28 protein-coding genes and 3 pseudogenes are annotated in these 25,386 nt (G+C 47.0%); 3 read left to right on the forward strand and 28 right to left on the reverse strand.

Translation table 11 applies throughout. The features are described 5' to 3' along the window. Nucleotides 1-74: 74 nt before the first annotated feature. The 10 genes and pseudogenes from AB3K27_RS13950 to AB3K27_RS13995 form a co-directional block, all read right to left on the reverse strand. Nucleotides 75-878, reverse strand: a complete 804-nt coding sequence (locus AB3K27_RS13950) for an ExeA family protein (RefSeq protein ID WP_368488020.1) — start codon at nucleotides 876-878, stop codon at nucleotides 75-77. 1 nt (nucleotide 879) lies between these two features. Further along, nucleotides 880-2,133, reverse strand: coding sequence for a DDE-type integrase/transposase/recombinase (locus AB3K27_RS13955; RefSeq protein ID WP_368488021.1), 1,254 nt, complete (start codon nucleotides 2,131-2,133; stop codon nucleotides 880-882). 386 nt (nucleotides 2,134-2,519) lie between these two features. Continuing rightward, a pseudogene (locus AB3K27_RS13960) lies at nucleotides 2,520-2,891 on the reverse strand (DUF6431 domain-containing protein); the annotation flags it as partial. A 292-nt stretch (nucleotides 2,892-3,183) separates the two neighbouring features. Continuing rightward, nucleotides 3,184-4,884 (reverse strand): hypothetical protein, encoded by a 1,701-nt coding sequence (locus AB3K27_RS13965; protein ID WP_368488022.1) that lies wholly within the window; start codon nucleotides 4,882-4,884, stop codon nucleotides 3,184-3,186. Between the two features lie 70 nt (nucleotides 4,885-4,954). Next, entirely contained in the window at nucleotides 4,955-5,506 is a 552-nt protein-coding gene (locus AB3K27_RS13970; protein ID WP_368488023.1) for a DUF6550 family protein, read from the reverse strand. 96 nt (nucleotides 5,507-5,602) lie between these two features. After that, a complete protein-coding gene (locus AB3K27_RS13975; RefSeq protein WP_368488024.1) occupies nucleotides 5,603-6,148 on the reverse strand; it encodes a hypothetical protein in 546 nt (181 codons plus the stop codon). After that, on the reverse strand, nucleotides 6,145-6,540 hold the full coding sequence (locus AB3K27_RS13980; protein ID WP_368488025.1) for a DUF4320 family protein: 396 nt from the start codon (nucleotides 6,538-6,540) through the stop codon (nucleotides 6,145-6,147). Before AB3K27_RS13980 ends, AB3K27_RS13975 begins: the two co-directional genes overlap by 4 nt. Further along, nucleotides 6,534-6,905 carry a DUF3848 domain-containing protein gene (locus AB3K27_RS13985; RefSeq protein WP_368488026.1) on the reverse strand — a complete coding sequence of 124 codons (372 nt, stop codon included), beginning with the start codon at nucleotides 6,903-6,905 and terminating at the stop codon, nucleotides 6,534-6,536. Before AB3K27_RS13985 ends, AB3K27_RS13980 begins: the two co-directional genes overlap by 7 nt. 14 nt (nucleotides 6,906-6,919) lie before the next feature. Then, nucleotides 6,920-7,789 (reverse strand): secretion protein F, encoded by an 870-nt coding sequence (locus AB3K27_RS13990; protein ID WP_368491240.1) that lies wholly within the window; start codon nucleotides 7,787-7,789, stop codon nucleotides 6,920-6,922. Between the two features lie 8 nt (nucleotides 7,790-7,797). Beyond that, a pseudogene (locus AB3K27_RS13995) lies at nucleotides 7,798-8,250 on the reverse strand (type II secretion system F family protein); the annotation flags it as partial. 136 nt (nucleotides 8,251-8,386) lie between these two features. Between AB3K27_RS13995 and AB3K27_RS14000 the strand changes: the two are divergent. Continuing rightward, entirely contained in the window at nucleotides 8,387-9,508 is a 1,122-nt protein-coding gene (locus AB3K27_RS14000; RefSeq protein WP_368488027.1) for a transposase, read from the forward strand. Between the two features lie 160 nt (nucleotides 9,509-9,668). On the opposite strand, the pseudogene AB3K27_RS14005 reads toward AB3K27_RS14000, so the two are convergent. The 8 genes and pseudogenes from AB3K27_RS14005 to AB3K27_RS14040 all read right to left on the reverse strand — a co-directional run. Next, nucleotides 9,669-10,172, reverse strand: a pseudogene (locus tag AB3K27_RS14005) (hypothetical protein); the annotation flags it as partial. Further along, nucleotides 10,169-11,599 (reverse strand): ATPase, T2SS/T4P/T4SS family, encoded by a 1,431-nt coding sequence (locus AB3K27_RS14010; RefSeq protein WP_368488028.1) that lies wholly within the window; start codon nucleotides 11,597-11,599, stop codon nucleotides 10,169-10,171. The pseudogene AB3K27_RS14005 and the gene AB3K27_RS14010, both read right to left, overlap by 4 nt. After that, nucleotides 11,596-12,408, reverse strand: coding sequence for an AAA family ATPase (locus AB3K27_RS14015; RefSeq protein ID WP_368488029.1), 813 nt, complete (start codon nucleotides 12,406-12,408; stop codon nucleotides 11,596-11,598). Before AB3K27_RS14015 ends, AB3K27_RS14010 begins: the two co-directional genes overlap by 4 nt. Continuing rightward, entirely contained in the window at nucleotides 12,409-13,239 is an 831-nt protein-coding gene (gene cpaB / locus AB3K27_RS14020) for a Flp pilus assembly protein CpaB (protein ID WP_368488030.1), read from the reverse strand. Between the two features lie 13 nt (nucleotides 13,240-13,252). Continuing rightward, nucleotides 13,253-13,678: a prepilin peptidase gene (locus AB3K27_RS14025; protein WP_368488031.1), complete on the reverse strand. Its 426-nt coding sequence runs from the start codon at nucleotides 13,676-13,678 to the stop codon at nucleotides 13,253-13,255. Beyond that, complete coding sequence (locus AB3K27_RS14030) at nucleotides 13,668-13,889, reverse strand: DUF6133 family protein (protein WP_368491241.1); 222 nt, start codon at nucleotides 13,887-13,889, stop codon at nucleotides 13,668-13,670. Before AB3K27_RS14030 ends, AB3K27_RS14025 begins: the two co-directional genes overlap by 11 nt. A gap of 128 nt (nucleotides 13,890-14,017) precedes the next feature. Continuing rightward, nucleotides 14,018-14,434 carry a septation protein SpoVG family protein gene (locus tag AB3K27_RS14035; RefSeq protein WP_368488032.1) on the reverse strand — a complete coding sequence of 139 codons (417 nt, stop codon included), beginning with the start codon at nucleotides 14,432-14,434 and terminating at the stop codon, nucleotides 14,018-14,020. 64 nt (nucleotides 14,435-14,498) lie between these two features. After that, nucleotides 14,499-15,059, reverse strand: coding sequence for a YodL domain-containing protein (locus AB3K27_RS14040; RefSeq protein WP_368488033.1), 561 nt, complete (start codon nucleotides 15,057-15,059; stop codon nucleotides 14,499-14,501). Between the two features lie 450 nt (nucleotides 15,060-15,509). Here AB3K27_RS14040 and AB3K27_RS14045 point away from each other — a divergent pair, with 450 nt between their 5' ends. Then, nucleotides 15,510-16,751 carry an IS110 family transposase gene (locus tag AB3K27_RS14045; protein ID WP_368491242.1) on the forward strand — a complete coding sequence of 414 codons (1,242 nt, stop codon included), beginning with the start codon at nucleotides 15,510-15,512 and terminating at the stop codon, nucleotides 16,749-16,751. A 171-nt stretch (nucleotides 16,752-16,922) separates the two neighbouring features. Here the strand turns inward: AB3K27_RS14045 and AB3K27_RS14050 are convergent, their stop codons facing one another. From AB3K27_RS14050 to AB3K27_RS14095, 10 genes are all read right to left on the reverse strand, one after another. Then, nucleotides 16,923-18,863, reverse strand: coding sequence for a DUF5057 domain-containing protein (locus tag AB3K27_RS14050; RefSeq protein WP_368488034.1), 1,941 nt, complete (start codon nucleotides 18,861-18,863; stop codon nucleotides 16,923-16,925). A 66-nt stretch (nucleotides 18,864-18,929) separates the two neighbouring features. Beyond that, nucleotides 18,930-19,520, reverse strand: a complete 591-nt coding sequence (locus tag AB3K27_RS14055) for a hypothetical protein (protein WP_368488035.1) — start codon at nucleotides 19,518-19,520, stop codon at nucleotides 18,930-18,932. 46 nt (nucleotides 19,521-19,566) lie between these two features. Beyond that, nucleotides 19,567-20,139, reverse strand: coding sequence for a hypothetical protein (locus AB3K27_RS14060; protein WP_368488036.1), 573 nt, complete (start codon nucleotides 20,137-20,139; stop codon nucleotides 19,567-19,569). A 46-nt stretch (nucleotides 20,140-20,185) separates the two neighbouring features. Continuing rightward, the gene (locus AB3K27_RS14065; protein ID WP_368488037.1) at nucleotides 20,186-20,773 is read right to left on the reverse strand and encodes a hypothetical protein; all 588 of its coding nucleotides are present in this window, start codon (nucleotides 20,771-20,773) and stop codon (nucleotides 20,186-20,188) included. Continuing rightward, nucleotides 20,766-21,335 carry a hypothetical protein gene (locus AB3K27_RS14070; protein WP_368488038.1) on the reverse strand — a complete coding sequence of 190 codons (570 nt, stop codon included), beginning with the start codon at nucleotides 21,333-21,335 and terminating at the stop codon, nucleotides 20,766-20,768. The genes AB3K27_RS14065 and AB3K27_RS14070 overlap by 8 nt, the downstream gene beginning before the upstream one ends. Before the next feature lie 3 nt (nucleotides 21,336-21,338). Then, a complete protein-coding gene (locus tag AB3K27_RS14075; RefSeq protein WP_368488039.1) occupies nucleotides 21,339-21,623 on the reverse strand; it encodes an AbrB family transcriptional regulator in 285 nt (94 codons plus the stop codon). Beyond that, entirely contained in the window at nucleotides 21,620-22,069 is a 450-nt protein-coding gene (locus tag AB3K27_RS14080) for a hypothetical protein (RefSeq protein WP_368488040.1), read from the reverse strand. Before AB3K27_RS14080 ends, AB3K27_RS14075 begins: the two co-directional genes overlap by 4 nt. A gap of 33 nt (nucleotides 22,070-22,102) precedes the next feature. After that, a complete protein-coding gene (locus AB3K27_RS14085) occupies nucleotides 22,103-23,029 on the reverse strand; it encodes a DNA adenine methylase (RefSeq protein ID WP_368491243.1) in 927 nt (308 codons plus the stop codon). 5 nt (nucleotides 23,030-23,034) lie between these two features. After that, a complete protein-coding gene (locus tag AB3K27_RS14090; protein ID WP_368488041.1) occupies nucleotides 23,035-23,238 on the reverse strand; it encodes a hypothetical protein in 204 nt (67 codons plus the stop codon). A 169-nt stretch (nucleotides 23,239-23,407) separates the two neighbouring features. After that, nucleotides 23,408-23,911: a hypothetical protein gene (locus AB3K27_RS14095; RefSeq protein WP_368488042.1), complete on the reverse strand. Its 504-nt coding sequence runs from the start codon at nucleotides 23,909-23,911 to the stop codon at nucleotides 23,408-23,410. Nucleotides 23,912-24,094: 183 nt separating this feature from the next. On the opposite strand from AB3K27_RS14095, the gene AB3K27_RS14100 reads away from it, so the two are divergent. Beyond that, nucleotides 24,095-25,300, forward strand: a complete 1,206-nt coding sequence (locus tag AB3K27_RS14100) for a hypothetical protein (protein ID WP_368488043.1) — start codon at nucleotides 24,095-24,097, stop codon at nucleotides 25,298-25,300. Nucleotides 25,301-25,386 lie beyond the last annotated feature (86 nt).

Below are 25,386 nucleotides of genomic sequence, written 5' to 3' on the forward strand. Positions count from 1 at the left end.
ATAAATTGTGTATTTCTTCAAAGTTTAATATATCTATTATGGAAACAAAGGTACTTTATTTACGAATTCCTCAATTAAATAAGATTTATCTCATTTTGCGCTAACATTACTGTTTCTGTATCAATAACTTTTAAGTTTTTTTGATAGCCTATCATTAAACATTTTTCAATAAGAAAATTTAGTATTCTTGTAGAACCATTACAACAAGAATTTACAGCTTCTAAAGCGTTATCGTTAAATATTTCAGTGAACACTCCACAAAGCTTTAGCCTTGAAGAAATATACTCAATAACTTCTTCTTTGGATATTCCTTCATAGTTATAGTTAATTACAATTCTTTGTTTTAAGGCTTCATGGATTTGTTTTGAAAGTATGTTGTTTAAAAGAGGTTGTCCGCAAAGTATTAGCACAGCATAATTTCTAGAGTCCATATCAAAATTTAATAGTAATTTAAGGTCATTTAAAACCTCTGTTTTCAAGTATTGTGCCTCATCTACAATAATTACAGGTGTGATTTTTTTATCCCTACATAATGAAATAATTCTTTCCTGGATTGCTTTAAACAGATCTATTTTCTTTGAATAGATTTCTACACCTAAGCCGTAGGCGAGGGATTTATAAAATTCCAATACTGTAACAGTAGATAGTGTTAGATAAATAACTTTGTATAAATTTGAGTTCAATGAATTTGTAAAACATCGTAAAGTATAGGTCTTTCCTATGCCTGACTGACCTGTAAATAGTCCTATTCCTTTAATATTTTTAAGATGCTCTAATCGTGACATTGCCTGTGAAAAATCTTGAGATTGAAAAAAGTTTTTTTCGCTTAAGCCTTTCTCAAAGGGATTAAACTCCATTCCCCAATAAGCTTTATACATTTTATTCTCCTCCATTGACTTTAGAATAATCTATAACATTTCTCTTAATCTTTGAATTATCAACCTTTTTTAATGGATAAACTGTATCGCATATATTATTGTCTTTGTCAAAAATGAATGCCTTATTTAAATCTATAGGTGAGTACCTTAAATTAATTCTTTGCCCTATATACTTTGCAGGAACTTCAAATTGAAGACAATTTAATTTAATTGTAGCGTCATTACTAACCTTTCTACTTACTCGATGTAGAAAATGGTTATCTAATTCTTCATGTGGTATAAATTTCATTTTATCCATATCTTGAATATATCTTTCTCTAGGGGTTATACTTAAAGAGGAGTGAATACAATTGATATATTTCTCATTTAAGTATTTATTGAAATCTATATTTAAGGCTTCTAACGAAGTGTAATCATTCCAATTGATGCCATTCATCCAGTTATCTTTTATAGTTCTAAAGGACCTTTCTATTTTACCTTTTGACTCTGGACTGTAAGCCTTTGTATGAATTAACTCAATTCCTAAAGAAGCACAAATTAGCTGTAACTGATCATTTTTATAGGTTCCTCCATTATCTACAAATAGTCTTTTAGGAATTCCATATTTTGAAACAGCTTTTTTAAATACAGTCTGCATATTCACCGCATTGTCTTGAAAAAAAAATTCACCATGAAGTATTAGCCGGGAGGCATCATCGATAAAGCTTATCAAGAAAGTTTTCTTCTTTTGTTGTCCAGTAACCTTAATAATAGGGCCATAGGAAGTGTCTGACTGCCAACAATCGTTTGCAAACTCCATTTCATAAGCTTTTCTATCTACAGGAGCTAATTGGCTTCTTTTCAAGTTATTTTCCCTTATGTATCTTAAAACTGTTGCTAAAGAAGTTTTACTCTCTTTAACATATCCTTCTTCAATAAGCTTTTGATAAACTAAGCTTCCTGTTATATAGGGTAATCTTTCTTTTAATTCATGAATTTTTGCAATAGCATTAGCATCAATATTTCTAGGTTGTCCTACATCGGCTCTCGCCTTAGGTATAAGTGCATCAAAACCACCATGTTTATAATTTAGAAACCACTTTTTTATGGTTCCAGAGGAAATTTTAATGTTATGTCCATTTGGTAAAGTATGTTCTTTAGACGCAATATCTCTAAAAAATTGATTTTTAGAAGCAGCTTCATAAGTTTCATTTACTAAAGGAGCTATTAAAGAGAATCTAAAAAGAGCTATGGCTTGTTTTCCTTTATCTTTCACAATGAAAAACCTCCTTAAAATATATTTGATTTGATATTACCAGGACAAGCTATCAAATTCTATTCAAGAGTTATGTGGGTTGGAAAAAGTACTCAGTAGAAGCCCCCAATATAAATTGGACGAGGTAAAACATTTTGAAACTTAAGCATTAGAAATATCCACTGAGAGTTAAAGAAATATTGGTATAAAAAGTTCCCATTCAATTGATAGTTGGCAATTGCGGGTACTATCGCATCTAGAGTAGAAGCCATGGAGGAGCTTAGGCTTCTTAAAACAGATTTACAAGAATTAAGAAATGATGAAAGTTTTGATATAAACACATAAATGACTTGAAAAGAAATAGAGAAATTCGAACTTATTTCCTTAACTTTATGCTGCTTAGAATAATATGCTGTTAGAACCTTTAAAATAAATGAAAAAGAATAAATACAATAAGGTATAATATCATTGGGCAAAATAGCGTGAGTGCTCCTACATGAAGAGCATTTAACCCTTAAAATAAGCATCTTTCTATCTTGTATATTGTCAAATTCATCAATAAGGAAGACATTTCTTTCGTAGCAGCCATGTCTAGTTAAGGAATGTTTTGCGCCACACTTTGGACAAGTATAAATAATAATTGAATAATTTTTTAAAATCCTATCATCATAATTATTGAAATTTACTGTAAAATCTATTATCATAATATTATTGGTTTGAACTATCTTTATAGTTCTATTCAGATTTGGAGAAGTAACTTTGATCGGTGGCTTCTCCATTTCTTATTTTATATCAAAAACAAAGGATAAAAGAATGTTAGATATATTTCTCATATTCTTTTATCCTTTTTTCATTCTAGTGGTTAAATTAATTTGAAATAATAACTGATATTTGAGAGCGTGTAAAATACAAATCTACAGTTACGCTGAACATGCATGTCAGAAGCAATACCACGAAAAGGATAGGCAGGATTCTTTTCAGTTTCATAAGATTACCACCTTTCAAAATTAATTTTGCATAGAAAAAAACCGCAAGACTTTGTGCCTTGCGGTCCTGTTTCTTTTCTGTTGGTTATGGTCTTACAGGCGCGATATGCCAGTCATCCCAAAGGCTTCCCCCGATAGTCACCGAATCGGTGAGGTTCATGGAGAGCATGCCAACCGGAGTCCAGCAGTCGATAAGCCATGTATACGGCGTATAACTTCCGTCCGGCATCCATATGGGAGTGAAATGCGTCCGCCGCTTGTAGGTTGAGTATTTGTTGGGCGCGAACTCAAATTTGGAGCTGTATCCGGTCTGTGTGCGTTCCAACAGCCGCCAATAGGTATTGTACTGGAATTCGGGGAAATAGGTAACCGCGTTCTGTGCGTCGGTTACCGCCGAGGATTGATTCGTACTGACGTTGGCGGTAACGGCCTGATTGATCCCATACCCGCTTCTCATCGTTTTTCCTGACGCGGTGGGATCTTTTGCGTCCGGAACAACGCTCATGGAAGCCGAAAGGCTGGCGGTATACGCAAGCCAGTCCAACTCCCACCATCCCTGGTCGGACCAGAAGCCGTCCTCATCCGTCCCAATCCATACCCAATTGGAATGCCATCGCGGGCGCCATACGCCCCATGATGCCGAGGTTTTCTGCGCTTTGTTCGGCACGGATGGCGCGGTATAGGAACTATTCCGGTCATCGGCCACCGGATTCGGAGGATCGTTGCCGGAGAGATCCACAATCTTTGCGGTAATGGTTCCCTGGCTTGCGGTGCCATGTCCGGTCACCGATACGTTAATCCGCATAGTCTGAGGTGTCGACGGAGTCTTCCAACGCACCCACACCAGCTGGCTGTCGCCTTCCGGATAATACACACCGCTTACGGTATAGGTCTGACCGCCGATTGTAAACTTCACTGTGACGGGCTGATCGGGATCTGCCTGACCGCCACTCACGGTCACCGAGGTGATTACCTCGGTATTGACCCTGTATTCATAATCAGACGCGGCTATTTCAGGCGGCTCCGGTTCCGCGTCGTTGAAACGCACAATACCGAGCCCAAGGGATGAGATAATATCCGCGTCGGACGCGGCTTTGGTTGTGGAACCACCCCAGGCGGGATAACCAAGATCCGGAGTTTCCAGAAACATCGCCAGAGGCAGGTTTTTATGACTGAGAGACACCATCTTGCTCCGCAGTCCGCCGTCCAGCTGCCGGTCAAAAAGCGCGGCTTCGGTGGCGGTCATTGCATACTTGATCCCTCCGAAAGTCATGTAGGCAATGGGTTCCAGGAGCAGCCGGTACTGCCCGTTTATTAAAACATCGAAATTCATTCCCGTGAGTCCGACGATGCTCCGGATAACCTGCTCGTCGGTGAAATAGCTTTTAATGGCTTCAATATTGCCGTTTCCGCTGGAAGTGCTGATAATTTTCGGAAGCGGCTGGGTTGGATTCGTATAGTGATATGCACCCTGTACAGGTGATAAAGATCTTCCGTTCGTGTACTGCATCTTACTGACTTTCCCGAAATGGATTATCGAACTTACGGGTGTTTTGTTGGTTAAATCAATCGGTGCTGTTACTACCGCATGGTCGCTTACCCGGATAACCGTCACCCTTACGCCCTCATCGCCGGTATTCCAGTAATCGGTGCCTGTGCCGTTACCCATCCCTCCGCCGCCTCCATCCACATTCCCGTCCCCGATACTATCAGCATGAGCAGTAACAGGAGCTAATAATGTCAGCAGCAATACAAGCGATAAAAAAACACCGAGCACTCGTTTCATGGGATTCCTCCTTTCAACGCAAAAAAGCACAGCATTTCTGCTCTGCTTCTCCTGCTTATTTTATTAGCTGTCAGTCCATGTCTCCGATTTTGTTGCCGTTTTCATACATATCATCCGCTTTAGTGCCCACATTATCTCCACTATTGTCTACCCAGCCGAATCCTGGCACCCACACCTGCCCTTTATCATTTTTGTCACCTGATTTTGGCGTTGACGAAGATGTATTGCTATCCGGCTTTGTTGCCGCCGGAGTGGATTTATCCACTTTTTCACCATCTGGCTTTTGGGAGGGGTTGGTTTTTGCTTCCTGCGACGGCTCCGGAGGCTTTGTAACCTCAGACTGAATACTCTGATCAGTCCCGGTGGAATTGCCGGTGTCCGTAGACTGATCAGGCACCTCGGATGAATCGATGGGGTTAGCGTTTACCTCCTGTGTACCGGATGAATCTGTGCCGGGAGTACCGGGACTGACCACATCCGATGCAGGTGAGGAAGGCTGAAGGGCCGCATCCCTGGGTTCCTCCGTTTTAAACTGTGAGGCTATCGCTATAACAAGAACTATGCACACCACGCCGAGGCCGGCGATGGTTAGCCGTTTCTTTGCTCTGTCGGTAAGTTTCATAAAGGGTTACCTCCTTTTCAATTGTTTCTGGTGTTGTTTTTTCAACCACACCATACTACAGAAGTTTCCGGAAGTCTATGGCCAATCCGGAAACAGTTAAAATAAAGGCATATATTTGACCTGCGCCTTGAGATTTATCCTCATGGGAGGCAGGCTTTGTCCGCAAAAGGACACCGGAACCTCCAGCTTTACGGCCGCGTCGGCCAGAAACCATTTGGAATTGTCGGGATCTGCGGGGGCGAAGGGCATGTTTTCAAGGTCGACGGAGAGATCCGACAGGCGGAACTCAATCGCATTCCCGGCATATTTCACATGGCTTCCGTTTTCCGAGCGAAGCCCCAGCACCTTATCCAGCCTCTTATATATATCGCCATAATCAAGGCTTTCGTTAAAATCATCGGCAGAGGGCTGATAGGCTCCGCTGTAGCCCTCCCGGACTCCGTGGTACACCTCGCTGTAGTTGTCGTTAACTGTCGAAATCACGGCGGACTGCACCGCGTCACGAACACCCTGGGCAATGATCATCAGGCGGATGTATTCGGAGATACCGCAGAAGATAATCAAAAGGGCAAGGGTCACCGCGACGATGAGCGGGAAGGATGTACCTCCCTTATTCCTGATTATACCATATATTTTTCTCATTTCCAGTACACCTCGCTCTTGCCGCTTGCCTGCGCCTTCAGGGTGACAGGGAAGCTCCCGAACCCCCCGAACACTCCGATATCCGCCTTTGTGCTGACTGTCACGGTAAATTCCTCATTAAGCTGAAGCCTTCCGGTCTTTGACCACGAAATGTCCGGAGCAAGGCCGGTTTCTTCGGTAAGGACCTGCGCCCTGAGGGTGGTTTCACTGCCGACGCGCCCGGCGATTTCCGCTTCCCGGCACAGCTCCGAGGCATAGGTGTCCAGCTGGTTCTTGGTCACAAACACCGGCAGGACGCTGACCGCCACCGCGATGACCATCATCACGCACAGCACAAGCACCGCCGTGTCGATATAACCCTCGCCGCGACGGGAGCGGAGCAGCTTCAGCATAGGCGCACCTCCTGCTCGGGCGGACGGAAGGCTTCGTCCAGCTCGTATATTTGCTCGGCATCCCCCTTGTCAACAATGTTCCAGAGAACATGACTCATTTCCTCGTCATGGGAAACATTCTGTTCATTCAGCCACTGATCCCGCACAACCTGCAGCGGGTTTTCAAAGCGCAGCAGGTATTCCGTGTATTCCGGATCACAGCCGTCCATGAGTTCTTCGTATACGAGCTTTGCCGCGGCGATTTCCCCGACCTGCTCGATCAGGTCGGATGCCGGTTTGGTCTGAAGCTGCTGGATATAGGAACGGTAATTTGCCTCTATCTTTTCCCGCAGCTTTTTCTCCAGTTTCTTTTGATCCATATTCATGAGAGTTCCTCCTTCTAAAACATATTGCCGAGAGAATCCAGGATCTGCACGGCAATGACAGCCAGATAGGTGAGCAGGAAGCACAGAAGCATGATAAACGAATATACCCGGATCTTCGGCGGGATCTTCTGCGCCTGACCTTTCAGCCGCTGCAATTCCAATGCTTTAAAGTCATGCGCCAGCATCTGAAAATACACGGCGCCGTTATCGCCCCGCAGGACGCCGATCAGCCCTCGGACCACATCGGAAAGCATCGGGGAATTGAGCCTCGCCTCAAACCTTGTCAGCGCCGCCTCATAGGAAGATGAGCGCATGTCCGCCGTCAGCACATCCAGTTCGCGGGCGAAGGCGGGACCGGCGTTTTTCTTGTAATTTTCGATCATCGCCAGAACGTCGCGGCTGGCCTTGAGTGTCTGTTCAACGGTAGCGACAAACCGGGGCAGTTCTCCCTCGATCTGGTCCCGCTTTTTCCGGAGCCGCTCGTCGGCTTTCCGGATCTCTTTGAAATAGGTCAGCACGGAAAGGATGATCAGCACCGGCGAGAGCAGCGGAAGCAGAATCAGGCACGGGATTACCCCCAGCATGATTGCTCCCGCTTTTGTAAGGGCATAGGCGGAATACACCTCCGGCGTCATGGAAATTCCCGCCGCCTTGAGGACGTTTGCCATCCTGCTGTGCTTGTACTCATCCATCCGGATGTATTTTGACAGCTTTACCGCTTTTGACATGAGCCAGGCGTCCACGGTCTTTGCAGCTTTTTTGTCCGCTTTTCCGGCGCCCAGCATGGCTTTGGCAGTCCTCATGGTCGGGAGCTTCAGCCTGTCCGCCAAAATGAGAAACAGGCCCAGGGCGAGAAGAATTCCTGTAAAAAACAGTTGATTCATCATCCGCGTCACCTCCTGTACTCAATGGGCCGGGTCAGTCTGATAACGCGCGCGGCTGAGATAAAGATCGCGGCCGCGCAGACCGCGAGGATAATCTGTCCCACCACGGTGTGCATCAGCGTATGGTACCAGCTCTTGTTGAGGAAATACATCACGGGGATGTTCCCGGCTACCATCATCGCCATGATGATGAATTCCTTGCGCGGCTCCGACACCAGGTATTCCAGATCCGCGTTGACAATCCGCATATCGCTGAGCTTTGAAACAATCGGCGTCAGCGTTGTCTTGAGGCTGCGGTCATACTGGCAGGCGGCAATAGCGTCGCACCACTCATGGAACACCTCGTTTTCGATTTTTGGCTTCATGACATGAAGCGCCGCCTCCACATCGGGGTTAATGAGTTTTACCTGCGTCAAAAATTCCGCAAAAACGCTCCTGACAGGCGGATTAAGGTATTGGACCTAACCTACGGACAGCTAATAACCATATAAATGGGAATTAAAATTTGTATAGAAATATTCTGAAAATAATAAAAAGCACCAATTCATAGTATAAAATTGATTTGCAGCACAATTTTACTAGAAAAGGTGGCTTATTATGATCAATGATCAAGAATATATTACTACAGAATTAAAAAAAATACTAGAAAAAATGATAATTTTATCATCATACCGTTTAAATAACTTAATAGCTATAGTTGTAGGAATAATAGTTTCACAGTCAGTTATATTATCCAAAATATCTCAAGAGCTGAAGGATTCCTATTCTTCAGGTACAGAAGAAAGTAAAATTAAAAGATTGAGAAGATTTTTAACTAACAAGGCTATTAATTGTGAGAAAATATATGAATTCTTCGCATATAGGTTACTACAAAAGTATAAAAGTCATTCAAAGAAAATATATATAATTTTTGATCACACAACTATTATAGATAAATTTGTTATATTACAGTTTTCTTTAAAAGTGGGAAGAAGGGCAGTTCCCCTGTGGTATAAGATGTTCTTATATAAAGATGAGGGAAGTAAAGATTTCAAGTATATTAAACAAGGACTTAATTTTATACATAAAATAGTAGTTCCCTATAATTTTGATGTTACAATTTTAGCAGACAGGGGATTTAAAAGTGTCGATTTGTTTAAGTTTATAGATAAGACTTTAAAATTCAAGTATTGTATCAGGTGTACAAAAAATTTAAAAATATCAATATGCGGTAAACCAAATATAAAAAAGCTGGGAAATATAATACCTTTAAAGGGAAAGACAAGACACTTTTACAATGTAAAATTAACATCTAAAAAATATATATGCAATCTGGCAGTCTGCAGGGCAGAAAGTTCTGATGATACCTGGTTCATAGCAAATAATTTAGAACAGACCTTTTCAATTAGAGAATATAAAAAAAGATTTGATATAGAAGAAATGTTTAAAGATTTTAAATCTGGTGGGTTCAATTTAGAAGGTACCTGGACACATAATATCCAGTATGCAAGAACCTTATATTTATGCATTTGTATAGCTTACTGCTGGATGATAACCCTTGGAACATCTTGTACAAAAGATAAGAAAAATAAACTTATTGGGGCTACAAAAACATTGAGAGACAAACAGGTAAGAATCTACAGCTTATTTAGGGCTGGAGTTAAATGGTTCAAAAGATGTTATTATTCTTTAAGAAATACCTATTATTTAAAAATTGCTTTTACATTATATGAATATTAGTTCCTTTTATTTACATTGACATAAAACACTGTTATAAGTATAAATTTATACTTACATTTTAATCAATTTATTCAATAATAATCAATTAGGAATATGATTAAATCCTTGAGTATAAACATCAACATCAATCATTATACTTTAATGGAATTTTATATAAATTTACTGTCCGTAGGTCAGGGTATTGGACACTTTCATCCACCGCCGTAAGGATATCCTCGTTTCTGAGGTAGGCCGAGGTAACGATGGAAAGTGCCGTCTCCAGTTCCGCGGCAACGCTGTTTTTGTAGTGCGTCGCAGTCAGGCGGACATACCAGAATGGCAGGAACATCAGGCCCACAGCCATCACAGGTACAAGAAACACATTCTCCAGCAGGATGGCGATGGCGGCTCCGACCGCGAAAAGGAGAAGGGAAGCCGCGCAGATCATGGAGAAACGGGAGCTCCTTCCGGTCAGCCTGAGTATCTCCCGCACCTCCGCGATTTCCCTGCGGAAGAAGGACAGCTTTTTCCGTTGCGCGGCTTCGTTGATTTCCGCCCGGATGCTTTTGTTTTTCCGTGTCAGAAAGCCAAACAGTCCGTCCGTGAATTCCAGCGGCGAAAGCCCAAGGATAAAAAAAGCACCGGCAATCAGGCCGATACAGGCTGTTAAAAGGATTGCGGTCATTGCCTGTCACCTCCCATCTTAAGAATTTTTTTCATGGTATCCTGCGGCATCCCATTCTCTAAAAACCGCTTTTGCAGGCTTTTTGAGATACCCTGCACCACGCAGTGCTGTCCGCTTATGATGAATTTGCCATCCTCCAGGCGGTTTTCGGTGATGTCGTACCGAAAGAGCGGGCGGAAATTCCGGCTGCCGTCCGGACGGATCTCGCATTCCATGATTTCCATGACGCGGCGCTGCTTGTTTTCGAGCTGCTTGCAGAACACGACAATGGGATACGCCTCTGTTACATAGCCCATGAGCGTTTCGTCGGACATGTCAACGGCGCGCTTGCAGAGCGAGACCATCCTGCGGTAGGTCGCTTCGCAGGAGTTGGAGTGAATGGTGGTCAGCACCGCGACGCCGGTCCGGGCCGCTTCCTGCGCGGCGTTAGCCTCAGCTCCGCGCATCTCGCCTACGACGAGGATATCGGGATTGAAGCGGAGGGACATATCCAGCAGCTCGGTCTGGTCGATGCGCTGCCGTTCATTCTCACTGTCGCGGGTCAGCGTATGGATGACGCTGTTTACGACTTTGCCGTCCTTCTGGCGTACCAGCGCGAGTTCGCGGGAACCGTTTTCGATGGTGAATATTCTTTTGTTGTCGGGAATGGTGGTCAGAAGCCAACCTGCCAGTGTGGTTTTACCGGAGCTGGTGGCTCCCGCCACGCAGATGGAGATTCCATACCGCAGGCATTCCGCTAAAAAGTCCAGCATGGGTTCCGTGGCGGTTCCGCCGTGAATGAAATCCCCCTTTTTCATAGATTGAGGGTTCACGATACGGATACTTGCCGCCACGCCCACATCTTCATCCACCAGAGGGGTTTTCAGCACGGCGATACGGATGTTTTTAGAAAGATGCCCCAAGATCGCGGGGCTGGCGTTGTCCAGCACCATCCCGGACACATGAAGCATACGGCGCACTACGTTGATGGCATGCTCCGGGCTGTCAAAGCGCTCGTCCAGCTTCTTTGTGATACCGCTGCTGTACTGAACCTCCACGTCGTTCCATGCATTGATGTCGATTTCCTCGATACCATTCCCGTAAATGTATTTGGTGAGAAACGAAAACTCCGCCATTTCGGTGTACAGGGAGTCCACAAGCTGCGGCTGTGTCATACCAGCAATGGTGATACGGTAATCCTGAACATATTTGGCGATGTAACGCTTGACCTGTGCCTTGACTTCCTCTGTGCCTCCGTCGGTGATCAGTGTGGCGTATTTGCTTGAGATATACTCCTGTACTTCATGAAGCGCCGAGCTGAATTCCCTGGTGTTCCCACCGGAGGAAAAAAACAGGCTTTGGCTGCCTGTCATGTCGATGGTATGTGATTTCTCACTCGCCTGTGCCAGAGTGTTGGCGGTATCCGGCCTGCGATTTTTCCGGTTCATACACCGAACACCTCCTTTGCGATTTTGGCGATCTCCGCGCGGAAACCCCTGCTGTCCTTGAGCGCCAGCTCTCCCAGCAGGTTCCCGGCAAGAGCCAGGTTTTCCAGTTCATCCGAGTGCGGAATATTAAACGCCACGCTGCCCAGCACTTGCTCGATGTGCTCGCCGGCTTGATTGAATTTCACATTGGACGCCACCTTGTACTGCTTATCTGCGTCCCATTTCTGGTCCTTTAAGAGCGGGAGCTGGCTGGACAGATAACTGATGGATTTCAGGTCGCAGTTGACCAGCCTCAGTACCGTGTCGGCCTCCAGCAGAGAAACCGCCGACAGGATATCATGGGCGATGGCGCTTCCGCAGTCAATGACGACATACGGCGCGATGTCCCGGAGATGGTCGATCAGCTCGGACGCCAGCTCCTGGGTGTAGGGCGGGTAGGTAAACACGTTCTCACCCTTCAGCATGCCGATCATGGTCAGGTGGCCTATCTTTTTATGGGTAATGCAATTCTGTTTGACAAGGATATCTGTGATATGGGTCGCTGCGAGAATGCTGCCGAGGGAGCGTTCGCACTCCAGTTCGGCAGGCGGACAAATACAGGGCAGCATGGGTGCGGTCATATCGCACAGCAGCAGCGCGACATTGCGTTTGTGATCGGCCAGATATTTGGCGAGCCGGACGCTGACTGTCGTTTTCCCGCTGCCGGGGCTTCCCCATACCGCCAGCACCTTAACCTCCTGTTCCGGCTCCTGCGGCACAGCCTCGGATTGTTTGCGGGAGAAGATGCTCCCTTTCATAAAGTTGAGCATCTATTTCTCCCCGCTTTCAGGTGTGGTTTTTTCAGGTTCCGTTGTACCCTCCTGCGGGGTAGATTCTGTCTTTTGCTCCGCGGGTTTCGGATACATGGTTTCGATCACCTTGTCCTGAAGTTCGGTAAATTTAGCGGCGTTTTCTTTGCTTCCGCGGTACACAAGGGACAGATGAAGCTTACCGCCCGCCTCCAGTTCCGCAAGGATTTTCGCCTGCTCCGGAGAAGCCAGCAGGGTGACCGTGGCAGGTAGTTGCTTCTCATCTTCATCCTTTACGGACGAATCGGCTCCAGCTTCGCTTTGATCGGTGTCATAGCCGGTGCTTGCGGTTACGCCGATGACCTCCACATAGGTCAGCTCGGGCGGGATCACGGTGGAGCCTTGGCCTCTATAGTCAGGGGCGATAACGCTGACGATATCGCCGGAGATCAGCTTGCCGGACAAACCTTCCGCAAAGTTTTTAATGCTGACGGAAATGGCCTGCTTTTCGCCGTTCAGGTTATACAGATAAGCGTTTTCCGAAGCCGGGTTATCCGACAGCTTTGCGGTGAGAATGTAATCGCCGGATGCCAGATCCGCCTTGGCATATTTGCCGACCGCGTTTTCACTCTGTCGGATTACATTCTCCGGCAGGTTGTAGCCGCCCACCTCCACGGTCTGTACCATATCCTTGGTGATCTGATCGCCGCTCTTGATGTCCTTTACCACCCGGACAATGGAGGTTTTCTGTGCCATGCTCTGGTTGAACAGAGGTGTCAGAGCAAAGCAAATCAGCAGAGAAAGCACGATGCAGATTACACCAAGCACCGTGCGGTTTTTCAGAAAGCTCATAGGGTGTTCCTCCTTAAATCAAAAAGTATGCTGCGAAGCAGCCGAGAGATAAAAAGGGCGCGAGGGGGTATGCCTTTAGAGAATCCCTCCCACGCGACTTTTGATAAATAAAACAGAATGCGTGAAATACCAGCATAGCCGTTAGGCCCGTGATTACGGCGGCTACGCTTTTCTGAAGTCCAAGCACCAGCCCTGTTGCCGCCATGAGCTTAATATCCCCGCCGCCCATGCCGCCGAACAAAAGGGCGGCAATTAAAAAGGGAACGGCGGCGAGAATACCGAGCAGCTTCACCGGATTAAAAGTAAAAAGCCCGGTCAAGGCGATGCAAAGACAGAGAGTGTCGGGAATAACCCGCTTCCGGATATCCCATGCCGAGACCGCCGCCAGCAGGGCAGTAAAAAAGCCGCCCTGTAAAAGAAGCGGCAGATCAGTTTCCATAGTTGAACATGTCCATGATACGCTGTTTCAGGGTGGGCAGGATCGTTTCACCGAACAGCGCGTAGAGGCCGGCGAGAATCAGGGCGCCGATAACCACAGCCATTAATATCTTAATGGCCGTATCGACAAAGCCTTCCCCGTGCTGGGAACGGAGCAGATTATGTGAGGTCACGGACAGCACGGCCAATTCGTTCTTTACTCTGCACACAATGTTCTCCAACCCATGCTTTACGCTGTTCACAAGGGACGACAGTCCGCATTTCACTTTGTTAAGGATTTTCTTCATTTTGATTTACCTCCGATATTTTTAATGTTTTTAAATAACAAGGATGGCGGGGCTTAAAGTCCCGCCATCTGCATGCCGGGATTCTGCTCCGGCGCCTGGTCAAAAGGGGGCGTTTCCGCCTTTTGCTGGTTCTGGCCCTGGCTCTGTGTGAGAGCCTGATGATAGGCGTCAATGACCGCCTGATTCAGCTGCTCACGGAATTCCCTGGTGACCGGAAAGCAGATATCCTTGTACTCGCCGTTTCCGGCCTTATAGCTGGGCATGGCAACGAACAGCCCTTTGCTGCTGTCCACCACCTTCACGTTGCGGATGGCAAAGCAGTTATTCAGATTGATAGACGCGAAGGCGCGGACGTTGCCCTCCGGACGGATGGAACCGATTTTGACGTCCAATTTCATGGGAAGCGGCTGCTCCGCGGCGGTCTGTGCGGATTCCTGCGGGCTCTTGGCGGTTACCTGTGCTTTACTCATGGTTGTTTCCTCCTTATATATTTGTGGATTAAAAAAAGCAGCCTTCCGGCTGCGGTTGACGGTGTTACAGGCTCATCTCCGGTCCCTGGTACAGTTCCTGCTCGGGCGGCTGAAAGGAAATCTCCCGGAAACCGAAGCGGTCAACATAGTGGAAGGAGCTGCCAGACTCATCGTACAGTTCCACTACGTCCGACATGGAAAGGCTGTGCCCCTCATAACCGGAGGGCTGGTCTATATTAAACTTGGTGAAGAGTTCCTCCAGATCGTTGGTTTCCACCTCGCCGTCATAGACCACGCTGTAATTGCCCGGATCAGGTTCTCCGAAACGCTCCAGCATCTCGTCATACCCGATGAATTTCATCATGATATCCGCGTCGGGCTTGAGCTGATGTACCCTGCACTTTTTCAGCACCTGCAGGTTGCCCTCCTGGTCGAGTTTTCCCTCCGCCAGACGTTCGAAGGTACCGGGCGTCCATTCCACATCAAGGCCCCTGTTGTTGGACAGATAGAATTTAAGCTCGTCGTTTTCGAACATGGGATCAACCACAGCCCTGTCCTTTTCGATATATCCCGCAGTGTTTCCATAGTAGAGAATGCGGTTGTTTTTGATTTGGATGCCGTTCATGGGGCTTCCTCCTCGTATAATAATTTTTGTAAGGTTTTGATGATACATTTTCCAGTTATAAACCTTACCTGAACTTATGCCATATACCATAAATTAACTGGAAATTTTCTTGTGTGCTTCAGAGTCATTTACGTTGTTTGGCTCATTGTACCTTGATAATTTTATTTTGCTTTTATCTAATGCCTGTGTAACAATAGCTTTAGGCCATTGAGAGCGGTTCTGCTTTCTCCTGTAGGATCTTTATGGTCGCTTCTTGTAAAGTCAGTTCCCCTGGCCTGGTGTTAGCTTTAAACCGCTGGGTGTTTGTCCGGCATCCTTTCTCCTATATGGCAGTTCAAGGAGCCGTGCATGGAGGATTCCGGAGCGTATTCTAATTGCGAGGATGTTGATGCGCCAGGTACCACGGGCATTAGTTAAATTTTAATGGCCTGCAAATTTAACAGGAAGGAGATGATTTCATTGTCAAATTCATTACTGGTCGGTATTGATGTCAGTCTCAACGACAACAAAGTCCGTATCCTCCATCCTGATGGAACCAGTCTTTCAAAGTTTGTTGTTGCAAACTCCGTTCCCGGTGCAAAAACCCTTTCCCAGAGGGTTGCTGGAATTGCGGAGAAGAACAGCTTTGATTCCATTGTAATCGGTCTTGAATCTACTTCTGTCTATGGTGATCCTCTTGTCTACTTCCTAAAGCAAGATGCCTCTGTGAATAGATTCAACACTAAAATCCATGTGCTTAATCCAACACAGGTAAACAAGTTTAAAATGATGTACCCTGACCTCCCAAAAACCGATGATATAGATGCATGGGTTATTGCAGAGCATCTACGCTTCGGGCGCATTAACAAGGAGGTTTACATGGATGACCGTTACAAAGCACTTCAAAAGCTTACAAAGGCTAGATTCCATACGGTTCAAAACCTTGCAAGGGAGAAAAACTGGTTCCTCAACAACCTTTTCCTGAAATTTTCTTCCCTTGCACAAGAGAAGATCTTCTCAGACAGGTTTGGAGCTACGTCCAGCAGCATCATTGAAGAATTCTTTTCTGTTGATGAAATCTCTTATATGCCAATTGAAGAGTTGGCCGAGTTCATCAACAAAAAGGGTAAAGGCCGTTTCGAAAACCCTGATGAAATTGCAGCTGCTGTCCAAAAGGCTGCCAGAAGTTCCTACCGTCTCCCAAAGACGGTTGCGGACTCTGTTAATCAGGTACTTGCCGTATCCATGGTTGCCATGAAAGCATACAAGGAACAGCTTAAAATCTTTGATAAGGCTATAGAGGAACAGATAAAGCTTATTCCTAATCCTTTGACCTCTATCAAAGGAATTGGCCCTGTATATTCTGCTGGAATCATAGCAGAAATTGGTGATATTCATCGTTTCAAGGATCAAGCAGCATTGGCCAAGTTTGCGGGTATTGCCTGGACCAAGCACCAATCAGGCAATTTCACGGCTGCACATACTCAATTGATTAAATTCGGCAATCGATATTTGCGTTACTACATCATGGAAGCCACTAACAAAGTGAGAATGCACGATCATGAGTTCAAACGCTTCTATGACTTAAAGTACAGCCAAACCCCCAAAACGCCACACAAACGAGCACTTGCACTAACTGCCAGAAAATTTGTCCGCCTTGTCTATGCTCTTCTGCATAGCAATCGGCTTTATACTCCGCCAAAAGGAGAGTAATTTCCAATTGGCATTCCACTTCCTACCATATCTTACAAGTAAATTGTGGTAGGTTTATTGGGGAGTTCTTTCTTTATACTTTTTGGTGCCTATACATCCTGTTTTCATAAAACTTTTTTCCATTCACCTCTTGACATTTAACCGCTGGACTTTCCCGGCGCAATCGCCGTATTACTGAAAATAGAAGGTGACGGAATGCAGAACATTCTCTGCCCATTCTGCCTGCTTCCATATTTTCAAAATGATTTGCTTAATCCTAATCGTAAAGTCAAGTGTCAGTTCATGGGAAACGGTTCGCGCGTTCGCCCAAGCCAAACCGAATTTGGCGGTAAGAGCTAGATTCCCCGACGCTCCGTTCGCGCCGAGCGTCCCCAACGGCACTTCCGACATAAGATCACCTGCGTAAACGGGTACCGCTCTGTTAATCACCGTCCAGCCTGAACCGGATGTTTCCTTGATTCTCACGCCGAGTGCGATTCCGCTTCCTGTCTGCGCCGCCGTCAGCCTGTTCCAATCCGAATAGGACGTGGGGGCGGCGTCACCGATACCGGAGGTTGCTTTCAGGCCCACGACGGAAACTTTAACAGGAAAAGTGGAATGATTGGTGATTGGAATGTCCGGCGTGGTAAACGGCATGTTACTGTTCGGGTCAATCGCGTAGCTGATACTGACCGGATGCGTCATGGATACCAACTCGTCTACAGGATAGTGGGCGACGGATGAAATGTTCCCAGCCTTGTCCACGGCGGCAACATGAATGTAGAAGCTGCTGCCGGACGGGCGGGAAAAAGTGTAACTGTCCGATGTAGCCGTAATGCTCCCGTCCGGGACAGTATTGGGTTTGCTGTCCACCACGATGGAGTAGCCTTTCATCCCGGTTTTCAAAGACGTGGAAATAACCGGGGAATCGTATTTCGCGCCGTCGTTTTGCCCTGTGGCCTCTACATAGTATTGATAGCCAGTGGCGTTGTCCTGCGAGGAATACTGAACGGTATACTGTGTTCGATTGGAATTGTGCGTAACGCCGGAAATGGTCGGTTCGTCCGGTGCGTCCAAATCCTGTCCCTTATGGTCGTTCCAGCTTGTGTCGGTCGTGATCTGGGCAAGGTAAAACAGGGTGTTGGCCGTGACGCGCTGCTCGTCCGGCGTGGCTTCCCCATTGGAGTGACCGGTCTGAATCATAGCGCAGTTTGACCAACTGGTGAGATAAAACGTATTCGTACCCTGCCCACCGGAGCCGGTTGCCGCCGTGCTGTTAGGGTATGTGTAGGGCTGTTGATATGTCATCCACACGTCCCCGAAAGCAAGTTGATTGGAATGAGATAGCGGAACATTCAGAACCGTGCCTACGTCCCCGATTTTCCACGGGTAGTTGGTGAGCAGACCCTTTTTAGCAACTTTGATCTGGGCGCTGCCGAGCACCGTGTAATGCGGGATAGTCTGAATATTGCAGTAATGGACCAGCTTAAAAAAGTTCGGCATGGAAATCTGGTCGTTGTCTACCATCGTGTCATGCCCGAACAGAACGCCCCGCCCGGTTTTGATAAAGGCGTCGGTCTTGGTTTCCGCCGCGGCGGACAAATCCTGACTTGCAAAAGCATCCCACGCGCCGAAGTATAGCACGTCGTATTTGTAACTGCCGTCCGCATTTTTCAGGTAGGCGTCCGGGCTGGCGTTGAAATCGGAAATCGAAACGGTGTCCACGGAAATAAGACCCTTGCCGTAGCCTTTGGAATCGTATTCGTTCGGCGTTTCCATCCACATTTTGAGGGACGCCGACTTCGGCAGGGTGTAGTTCTTGCCCTCCCATGTCGTAAAGGAAACGATCGGCGCGACAACGGGATAGATATTCAGAACCTTCGCGTGGTCTTTGGCGGGGATGCTCTGAAAGGTCGATTCATGCGCGGACTTGGAATAGAGCATATAGCTGTACGGCTGGCTTTTATCGCTGTTTGTCCAGTTCAGCGCCACATAGTTCCCGGACGGGTTCGACGTCGCAGTCAGCGACAGAACCGACGCGGCGGAAGCCGTGGCGCTGGGAGAAAAACCGGATAACAGAAAACTGGCGGCAAGCAGAGGTACAAGTAACAGCCGCCTGAATGATTGCCTCAAATGGAAACCCTCCTTTCGGCGTGGAAGATTGGCCAGGAAAATCCCGGCCAATTCCCACCTGTGCCTTTATGCAAGCTGGAACTGGAAAACAAGCTGATGATTGGCTGTGTACGCCCCGTCGAACGCAAGGCCGTAGTCTGCCGTCAGGGACAGCGCGCCGGAAGTGTTCGGATTCAGCGTCCCGACCTGTAACGGCGAATCGTTCACCGCCCAATGGGTAGATGTGCTATACCCGCTGTTCCAGCCGGAATTGGCCTTTGCCGCAATGCCGAGCGCGATGTACTTTTTGGAATCCGCGAGGTTGAGCGAGCGCCACGCTTTCGCGGACGGATCAACGTCAGTGAAGGTCAGAGAGCCGCCCGAAGCGGCTTTCAGGGATTCCACCGTGGCGATCACCGCGACTTTGGTGTTGTTGGTTACGGTAATGTCGGGTGCGGTAAAGGTTTCGGCGTCCGGGCTGATGGCGTAGGCCACGTTGATCGGATGGGTAACGGAAATGGTCAGCGGCGAAATAGAGCCGTTGATCGTCACGTTTCCCGTTACGCTGCCTGTGCCGGTGTCGGTCTTGTCGGCGGCGAACGCCGGAACCACCGCCGATACGCCGAGCACGGCAAAAGTGACAATGCCCGCGAGAAACTTTCTGAACCTGTTTTTCATTGAAAAACCTCCTGTATGTTTTTATTTCAACCGCAAACACGGTTGATTACGAAACGGAAAGATGAATTTTATAATCGGCCATTCCAAGGTAAGCCTTTGTATCCTTGCTGTAATACCGGATCGTTGCCGTCACGCAGTAATTTCCGGGTGAAACCTGTCGGGAAAGGGTGAGGCCGTTGATGTGCTGTCCCGGATAGATCGGTACGGATTTTGCTACAGTTTCGCCGTCCAGCACGATTTCACACTGCATAACGACGCTGTTAGAGGATGAATTCTCCACTTCCCATGTACCGGCGCTGCCTTTTGCACCGCTGGAGAAGGATGCCTGCGCACTCACTTTGTCGGTGACGGTGACTTCCTGCTTTTGAAGCCGGGACAGAATTTCCTGCCGTGACGGGGTGCTTCCGCTTCCCGGTTCCGCGCTTCCGGTATCGTCCAAAGACGGAACGGAACTGGAAGGCGGCGGATTCGGGGAGGGATGCTGATTTTCGCAGCTTCGCAACAGGAGAAGCAGAAGAAGTAGCAACAGCAGAAGAATTCCAAGGATGTACGGCCATCTGTGCTTCCGCTTTTTATCCTCCTTTCTACACCTGCTTTCGTTGATTTTTTCATTTACCATGTGATTACCTCCTTAGTGTGCCGTGTACATTGAATCCCGATATGCATCATAGCTTCAGCTCCATGCCGCCGCTCTGTTCCTGCTCTTTCCGATGCGCGTCCAGAATTTCCTGTGTCGGATAGAGGAGCTTTCCATTCTCCATCTCAAAGACGCAGAAGTCATTCCGGTCGCAGATCATGATCCGGTACTGGTAGTCCTTCTGCATGCCGATGTAGTCCCTGACCTCCTGCGGGATGCACAGTGCGACGCCGGAGGTATAGCGGCCATCCGGCAGAAAACAATAGCCGCTGTACTGCGGCTCATGGCTTTTCAAGTCCAGCGCGCCGTTCGGACGGATTTGTGAGAGCTGGAGGCGGGCCTGCTCAGAGAGGGCCTCCGGCTTTGCGATGCCAAGCACGTCGCTCCGGTTCCAGCGGACATGTTCGCCGTCCGCCAGAGAAATCGTGAAAATGGAGCGGCCGATTGGGTTGGAGTTGCTGCCGTTACCTCCGGTGCAGAAATAGAGCTGGTGCTTGGCGTTCCTGAAATTCTCCGACAGCACGGAAGGATGAAGGACGATGACCTTTCCCGCGATGGACATGTCATAGCCCGTTTGCAGGCAATCCTCCTGTGCCAGCAGTGCTTTCTCAGTCAATTTGGGTCACCTCCCGAAATATATTCATTCGTTCATTCCATACCCGCTGTGTAGGACAGACGAGCTTTCCCGCCGTGATTTCCAGAACAAAGTAACCTTCCTTGCCGCAGATCAAGACGCGGTGCTGATAGGGCATTTGCAGTTCCGCATACGCCATCGCCTCCGTTTCGCCGCACAGATCGGCGCCGCCGGCATACCGGCCGTCCGGAAAGAAACAGAGTCCTCTGTACAGCAGCTCGTGGCGGCTCAGGCTCAATGCATCGGCCGGGCGGATTTGGGAAAGCCGGGTCTTTGCGCTGTCCGGCAGCAGTTCCGGCTTCAAAACCCCAATAACTTCACCGCGTTTATGCAGGGAGAAGTCGCCAGTGCACAAGGAGATCAGAAAAAGTGCGATGCCTTTTGGCCTGGCTCCGGCACCATTCCCGCACAGGCAAAAATATAACTGATCCGGATTCCCGGGAGGCGGTCCCTTCTGCCGCAGGACAACAACCTTGCCTTTCATGGAGCAGGAGGTGCCTTCTTCGGAGCAGTCCCGTTCAGTGTATTGCTCTTTCAGTTCCATGGCTTATCCCTCCGTTTTACGCATCAGCAGTTCCGTGAGGTCGGTGATCAGGCTCAGCCGGGTATTGTCCGGCATCCATTTGATCGCGGCGCGGACAAAGGCTTCCACCGCTTCCGGAGATTGGTCGCCCACTTCGATGAGATCCACTTTTTTCACGCTGACGGTTCCCTGGTTAATGTCCAGCCTGACGATATCGCCGTAGTCCATACCGGAGGCGGCGCGGTACTCCTTTGGGATGAGGACGCGGCCCTTGCCGTCCACAATTTTATATACAGGTTTTGCTTTCATACGAAGTAACCCTCCTTCTTCATAACCTCCCGAACGGTTTCGGGATGGATGCCATACGAATGGAACAGAGCCTTGAGGCCGTCAGGCAGACGGTTCAGGATGTCCGATTCCTTGATCACGATGGCTCCGGGGACGCAGGTGACATCCAGATCGCTGTCGACCGGAATGCCCGCAGCCTGCAGAAGCTCATGGGGCAGGGAGAAATCATCCTGGGATTCATCTTCCTCCGGTTCCTCACTCTCGTCACACTCCGGGGCGAAGGTGAACATGATCGGGTTTTCCGGCGTGATGACCATCACCGGGCAGGGAAGCTCCCCGTCCTCGGGGATCGTCAGGGTGACGCTCACCTCGCCGCCCGGATGAAAGCCGGCTGTATTCACAGAATCCGCAGGGAAGATCAATCGGCCCTCCTTGTCCACGCTTGCGCGCATTTTCATCAGTTTCATATTGTTTTCCTCCAAATCATTTAAATTGTTGTTTTATACCGAAAATCCGGCGATGTCGAAAAGCCCCAGCTGGGTCGGCATGTCCCGCAGCCGTTCGCCGGTATCGTAGTTGGAAATCAGGACTTCGGCGTATTCGCAGCCGTTGTCGTAACGTTGGGCGAGGTTGTTGATACGGCTGACCGCTTCGATGTGATAACCGTCATACAGTTCACGGATGAACGCACAGTCGTTGTAGCTGACCAGCCATTTGCCCTGACAGGCCGCCAGGGTGTCCCGCAGCCTCGCGTGATCTTCTTTTCTAAATTCCACGGCATAGTGTCCTTCCGTCTGATAGTAGGGCGGGTCACAGTAGATGAACGCGTTTTCACGGTCATATTGTTTAATGAGTTCTTCAAAATCCTTGTTCTCGATGACCGTATCCTTGAGCCTCCGGCTGCCCTGCCAGAGCAGGTGAAAGGTTTTCCGGATATCGAAAGGTTGGCACCCATAGCTGGTGCATCCGCTTCCGTAGCTTAAGCGGATAAGCCGGTAAAAGGCGGCGGCTCTCTTTACGTCGTTCATCCGCGCGTTTTCCATGAGGATGGGCTCGATTTCCTCAAACTGCGGTTCCGTAAGATATCGCTGGGCGATATCCAGTTCCTCCCGCAGGTACTCGTTTGTGAATTCCTCTTTCTCCAGATATTTTTTCAGGACGTTGAATTCGTCCCGTCCGTTCAGCGGGAAGAAGTTAAGTTCCTTGAGCAGAGCGAAGGGCCGGTCGCGGACACAGCGGAAAAGATTCGCCAGGTCCGAATTGAAATCGTTATAGATCTCCATGGCGGTATCCGGCGTTCGTCCGAACAGCACCCAGCCCCCGCCGCCGAAGACTTCAATATATCGCCCATACTCTTTCGGCATCCTCTCATAGATCAGATCCCGCAGCGCTTTTTTGCCGCCCACCCAGCTGATGATGCTGTTCATTTTCATCACCTGCCTTTTCTCCTGCGGCTGATTTTCTCCACGTCGGTTTTCATGCAGGAGCCGTCCGGACTCCAGCAGATGAAACCGACGCCGGGATAAGGACAGCCAACGCAGCGGCCGGGATCTTTCGGCGAGGGCACGGTATATGTTACCGGCGGGCCGATTGCTCCCGCACCGTTTTTTACTTCTGGTGTTACGTCATGCTTCATGGTTCAGCTCCTTTCTCGGAAAAACAAAAAAGGCGTTGCCTTTTTTACAAGACAACGCCTTCTCGTTCTTTTATTTAGTTGTATAGTTCACAGCAATCTGCTGTAACAAAAAAACGCCCTTCAGCTTCATTAGAAACCAATGAGCGCTATTTGTCCGTCTACTTTTCATTCATCCCATCACCGGACCTCCGTATCCGAGATCAGGTGAGTTGTTTTTCAGCTCTTGCTCAAGCTTTTGGGAATAGTTTTCGTGATTCCAGAAGCTGACGTAGATCTCGCCATCCGGTGTTTTGATAGGGCGCTGCTCAAACCCTTCGCCATAGCCGTCTGCATTTTGCCCCTCCACAAAACTTAAGAGTTCTGCGGTTTCTTCACCGGAGAGAAGTTCCTTCAGTCCTGCAGTCATGACTCCCCACAGCTCGCCGTCGATGATTTCCACTGAGGGGTACAGGCTATACACCTTTTCTTTGAGAGCTTCGTCGTGGATATACTCGGCCAAGCCACGGTCATTTTCAAAGTGCCGGTTTTCCTTAGCGATAGCGGCAAGGATTTGATCTTCGTAAGCCACCGCCTCTCTGGGTGAGATATCCTCCCGCTCATCCTCCGAGCAGTCATACTGAGGAAAGCTAAAAATCTTCAGAGGGAAATAGATACGCATTGTTTCGTTTGCCATTTTGATTACCTCCATTCGATCAAATTTGAGTTCCTAAATAAGGGCATAAAAAATGGGGATCTTCGTTAGAAAATACTCCCTATCTTTTCCAATTAGGATTATTAATATTGAAACTCTTTACAAAATATTCTGATATAATAATTTCATAGGCATAAAACTAAAATTAAATTTAAGAGGTTTGATATGGAAGAACTGATCAAAAAAATATCTTTGTTAGATATATACCGTGATACAAGTTACTATACTATTCATCTGGCGCTACCTTTATGGCGCCATTTTAGTGGCACGGTATGGAAAGGTGTACCGTATTACATAAAAAATATCGTTAAGGAGACTCAACAGTTAATTGATGAAAGTAAAATATCGCAGGAAACTATACTACAGTCAATAGCTAATGATGAGAGAAATCCATCATATTTTTTTGTTGCACAGGCTATTCTTGTGTACGCTGTTCCTATCAAGTTAAATTACGTTGAACGATATGAGATTGCTGCTAAGCAAGCAACGTTGCCATCAGAAGTTGTAATTGACCATGAAATACTCTCCTGTGCATTAGCTTGTTTTGTTTTGGACTTAAATAGATATTGCGAATGGGATTTTAATATAGTTGTACCAGAAGAAAAGTTTTTATATAAAACCAATGATTATCATTTATCAAAAGTAACTGATGTTGATTTTCGGCAAAACGGATTCCTCTATGATAAAAAATACTATTTATACAATATTTTTATAGATCGAAAGTCTCTTAACGCTGGTGATCCAATCCCTGCAGTATTTCGACTTCTAAAAGATAACGTTGACTTTAATAAGGCAGATTTTCTTATGCGTTTAGATGAAAGATTGGCGGTCAATATTGATAATGCAATAATTACGAATTATGAATTCTCAGAGAAATTCTATGGACCTTCATTTCTTTTTTCTGAAACTAACTTTGAAAACTATAAAAACATAATTGTCCACTATGATCCTAATACATATAATAAACTTCTGATGGTAATCAAAAAGGACTTTGACCAAGAACTTAAAGAAGAGTTCTGGCATGTTGAGGTTGAACAATTACCCTATATAACTGATGATAATTTATCCAAAAATATTATTACATCATTCATTCACGGAAAATATTATCCTGTCAGAAAATCATTTAGGCACATCGATTATATTAAGAATGAATATCCAGTTGAAAAATACCTTAAAAAACATGAAGGACGTTCAAATAATGACATCTCGATTGATTACTATACCGAAACTAAGGACGAGCATTATAAAATTTGGTGTGTTGAAAACACTGATATCAGTGAAGAATTGTGGTATAAGCTTACTTTTATCTCTTTATCACCAAGTTATAGAGTATTGCTAAATGAGATTCTAGAAAAGAATAATCAAACATAATGGCATAATTATGAGTTATTATTCCTTGCTTATGAATGTTATTTTGAGCATCATCCTTAAAAATACCGAATTCATCTATAAAAACG

The organism is Clostridium sp. BJN0013 (genome assembly GCF_040939125.1).
Classification (GTDB): domain Bacteria; phylum Bacillota; class Clostridia; order Clostridiales; family Clostridiaceae; genus Clostridium_B.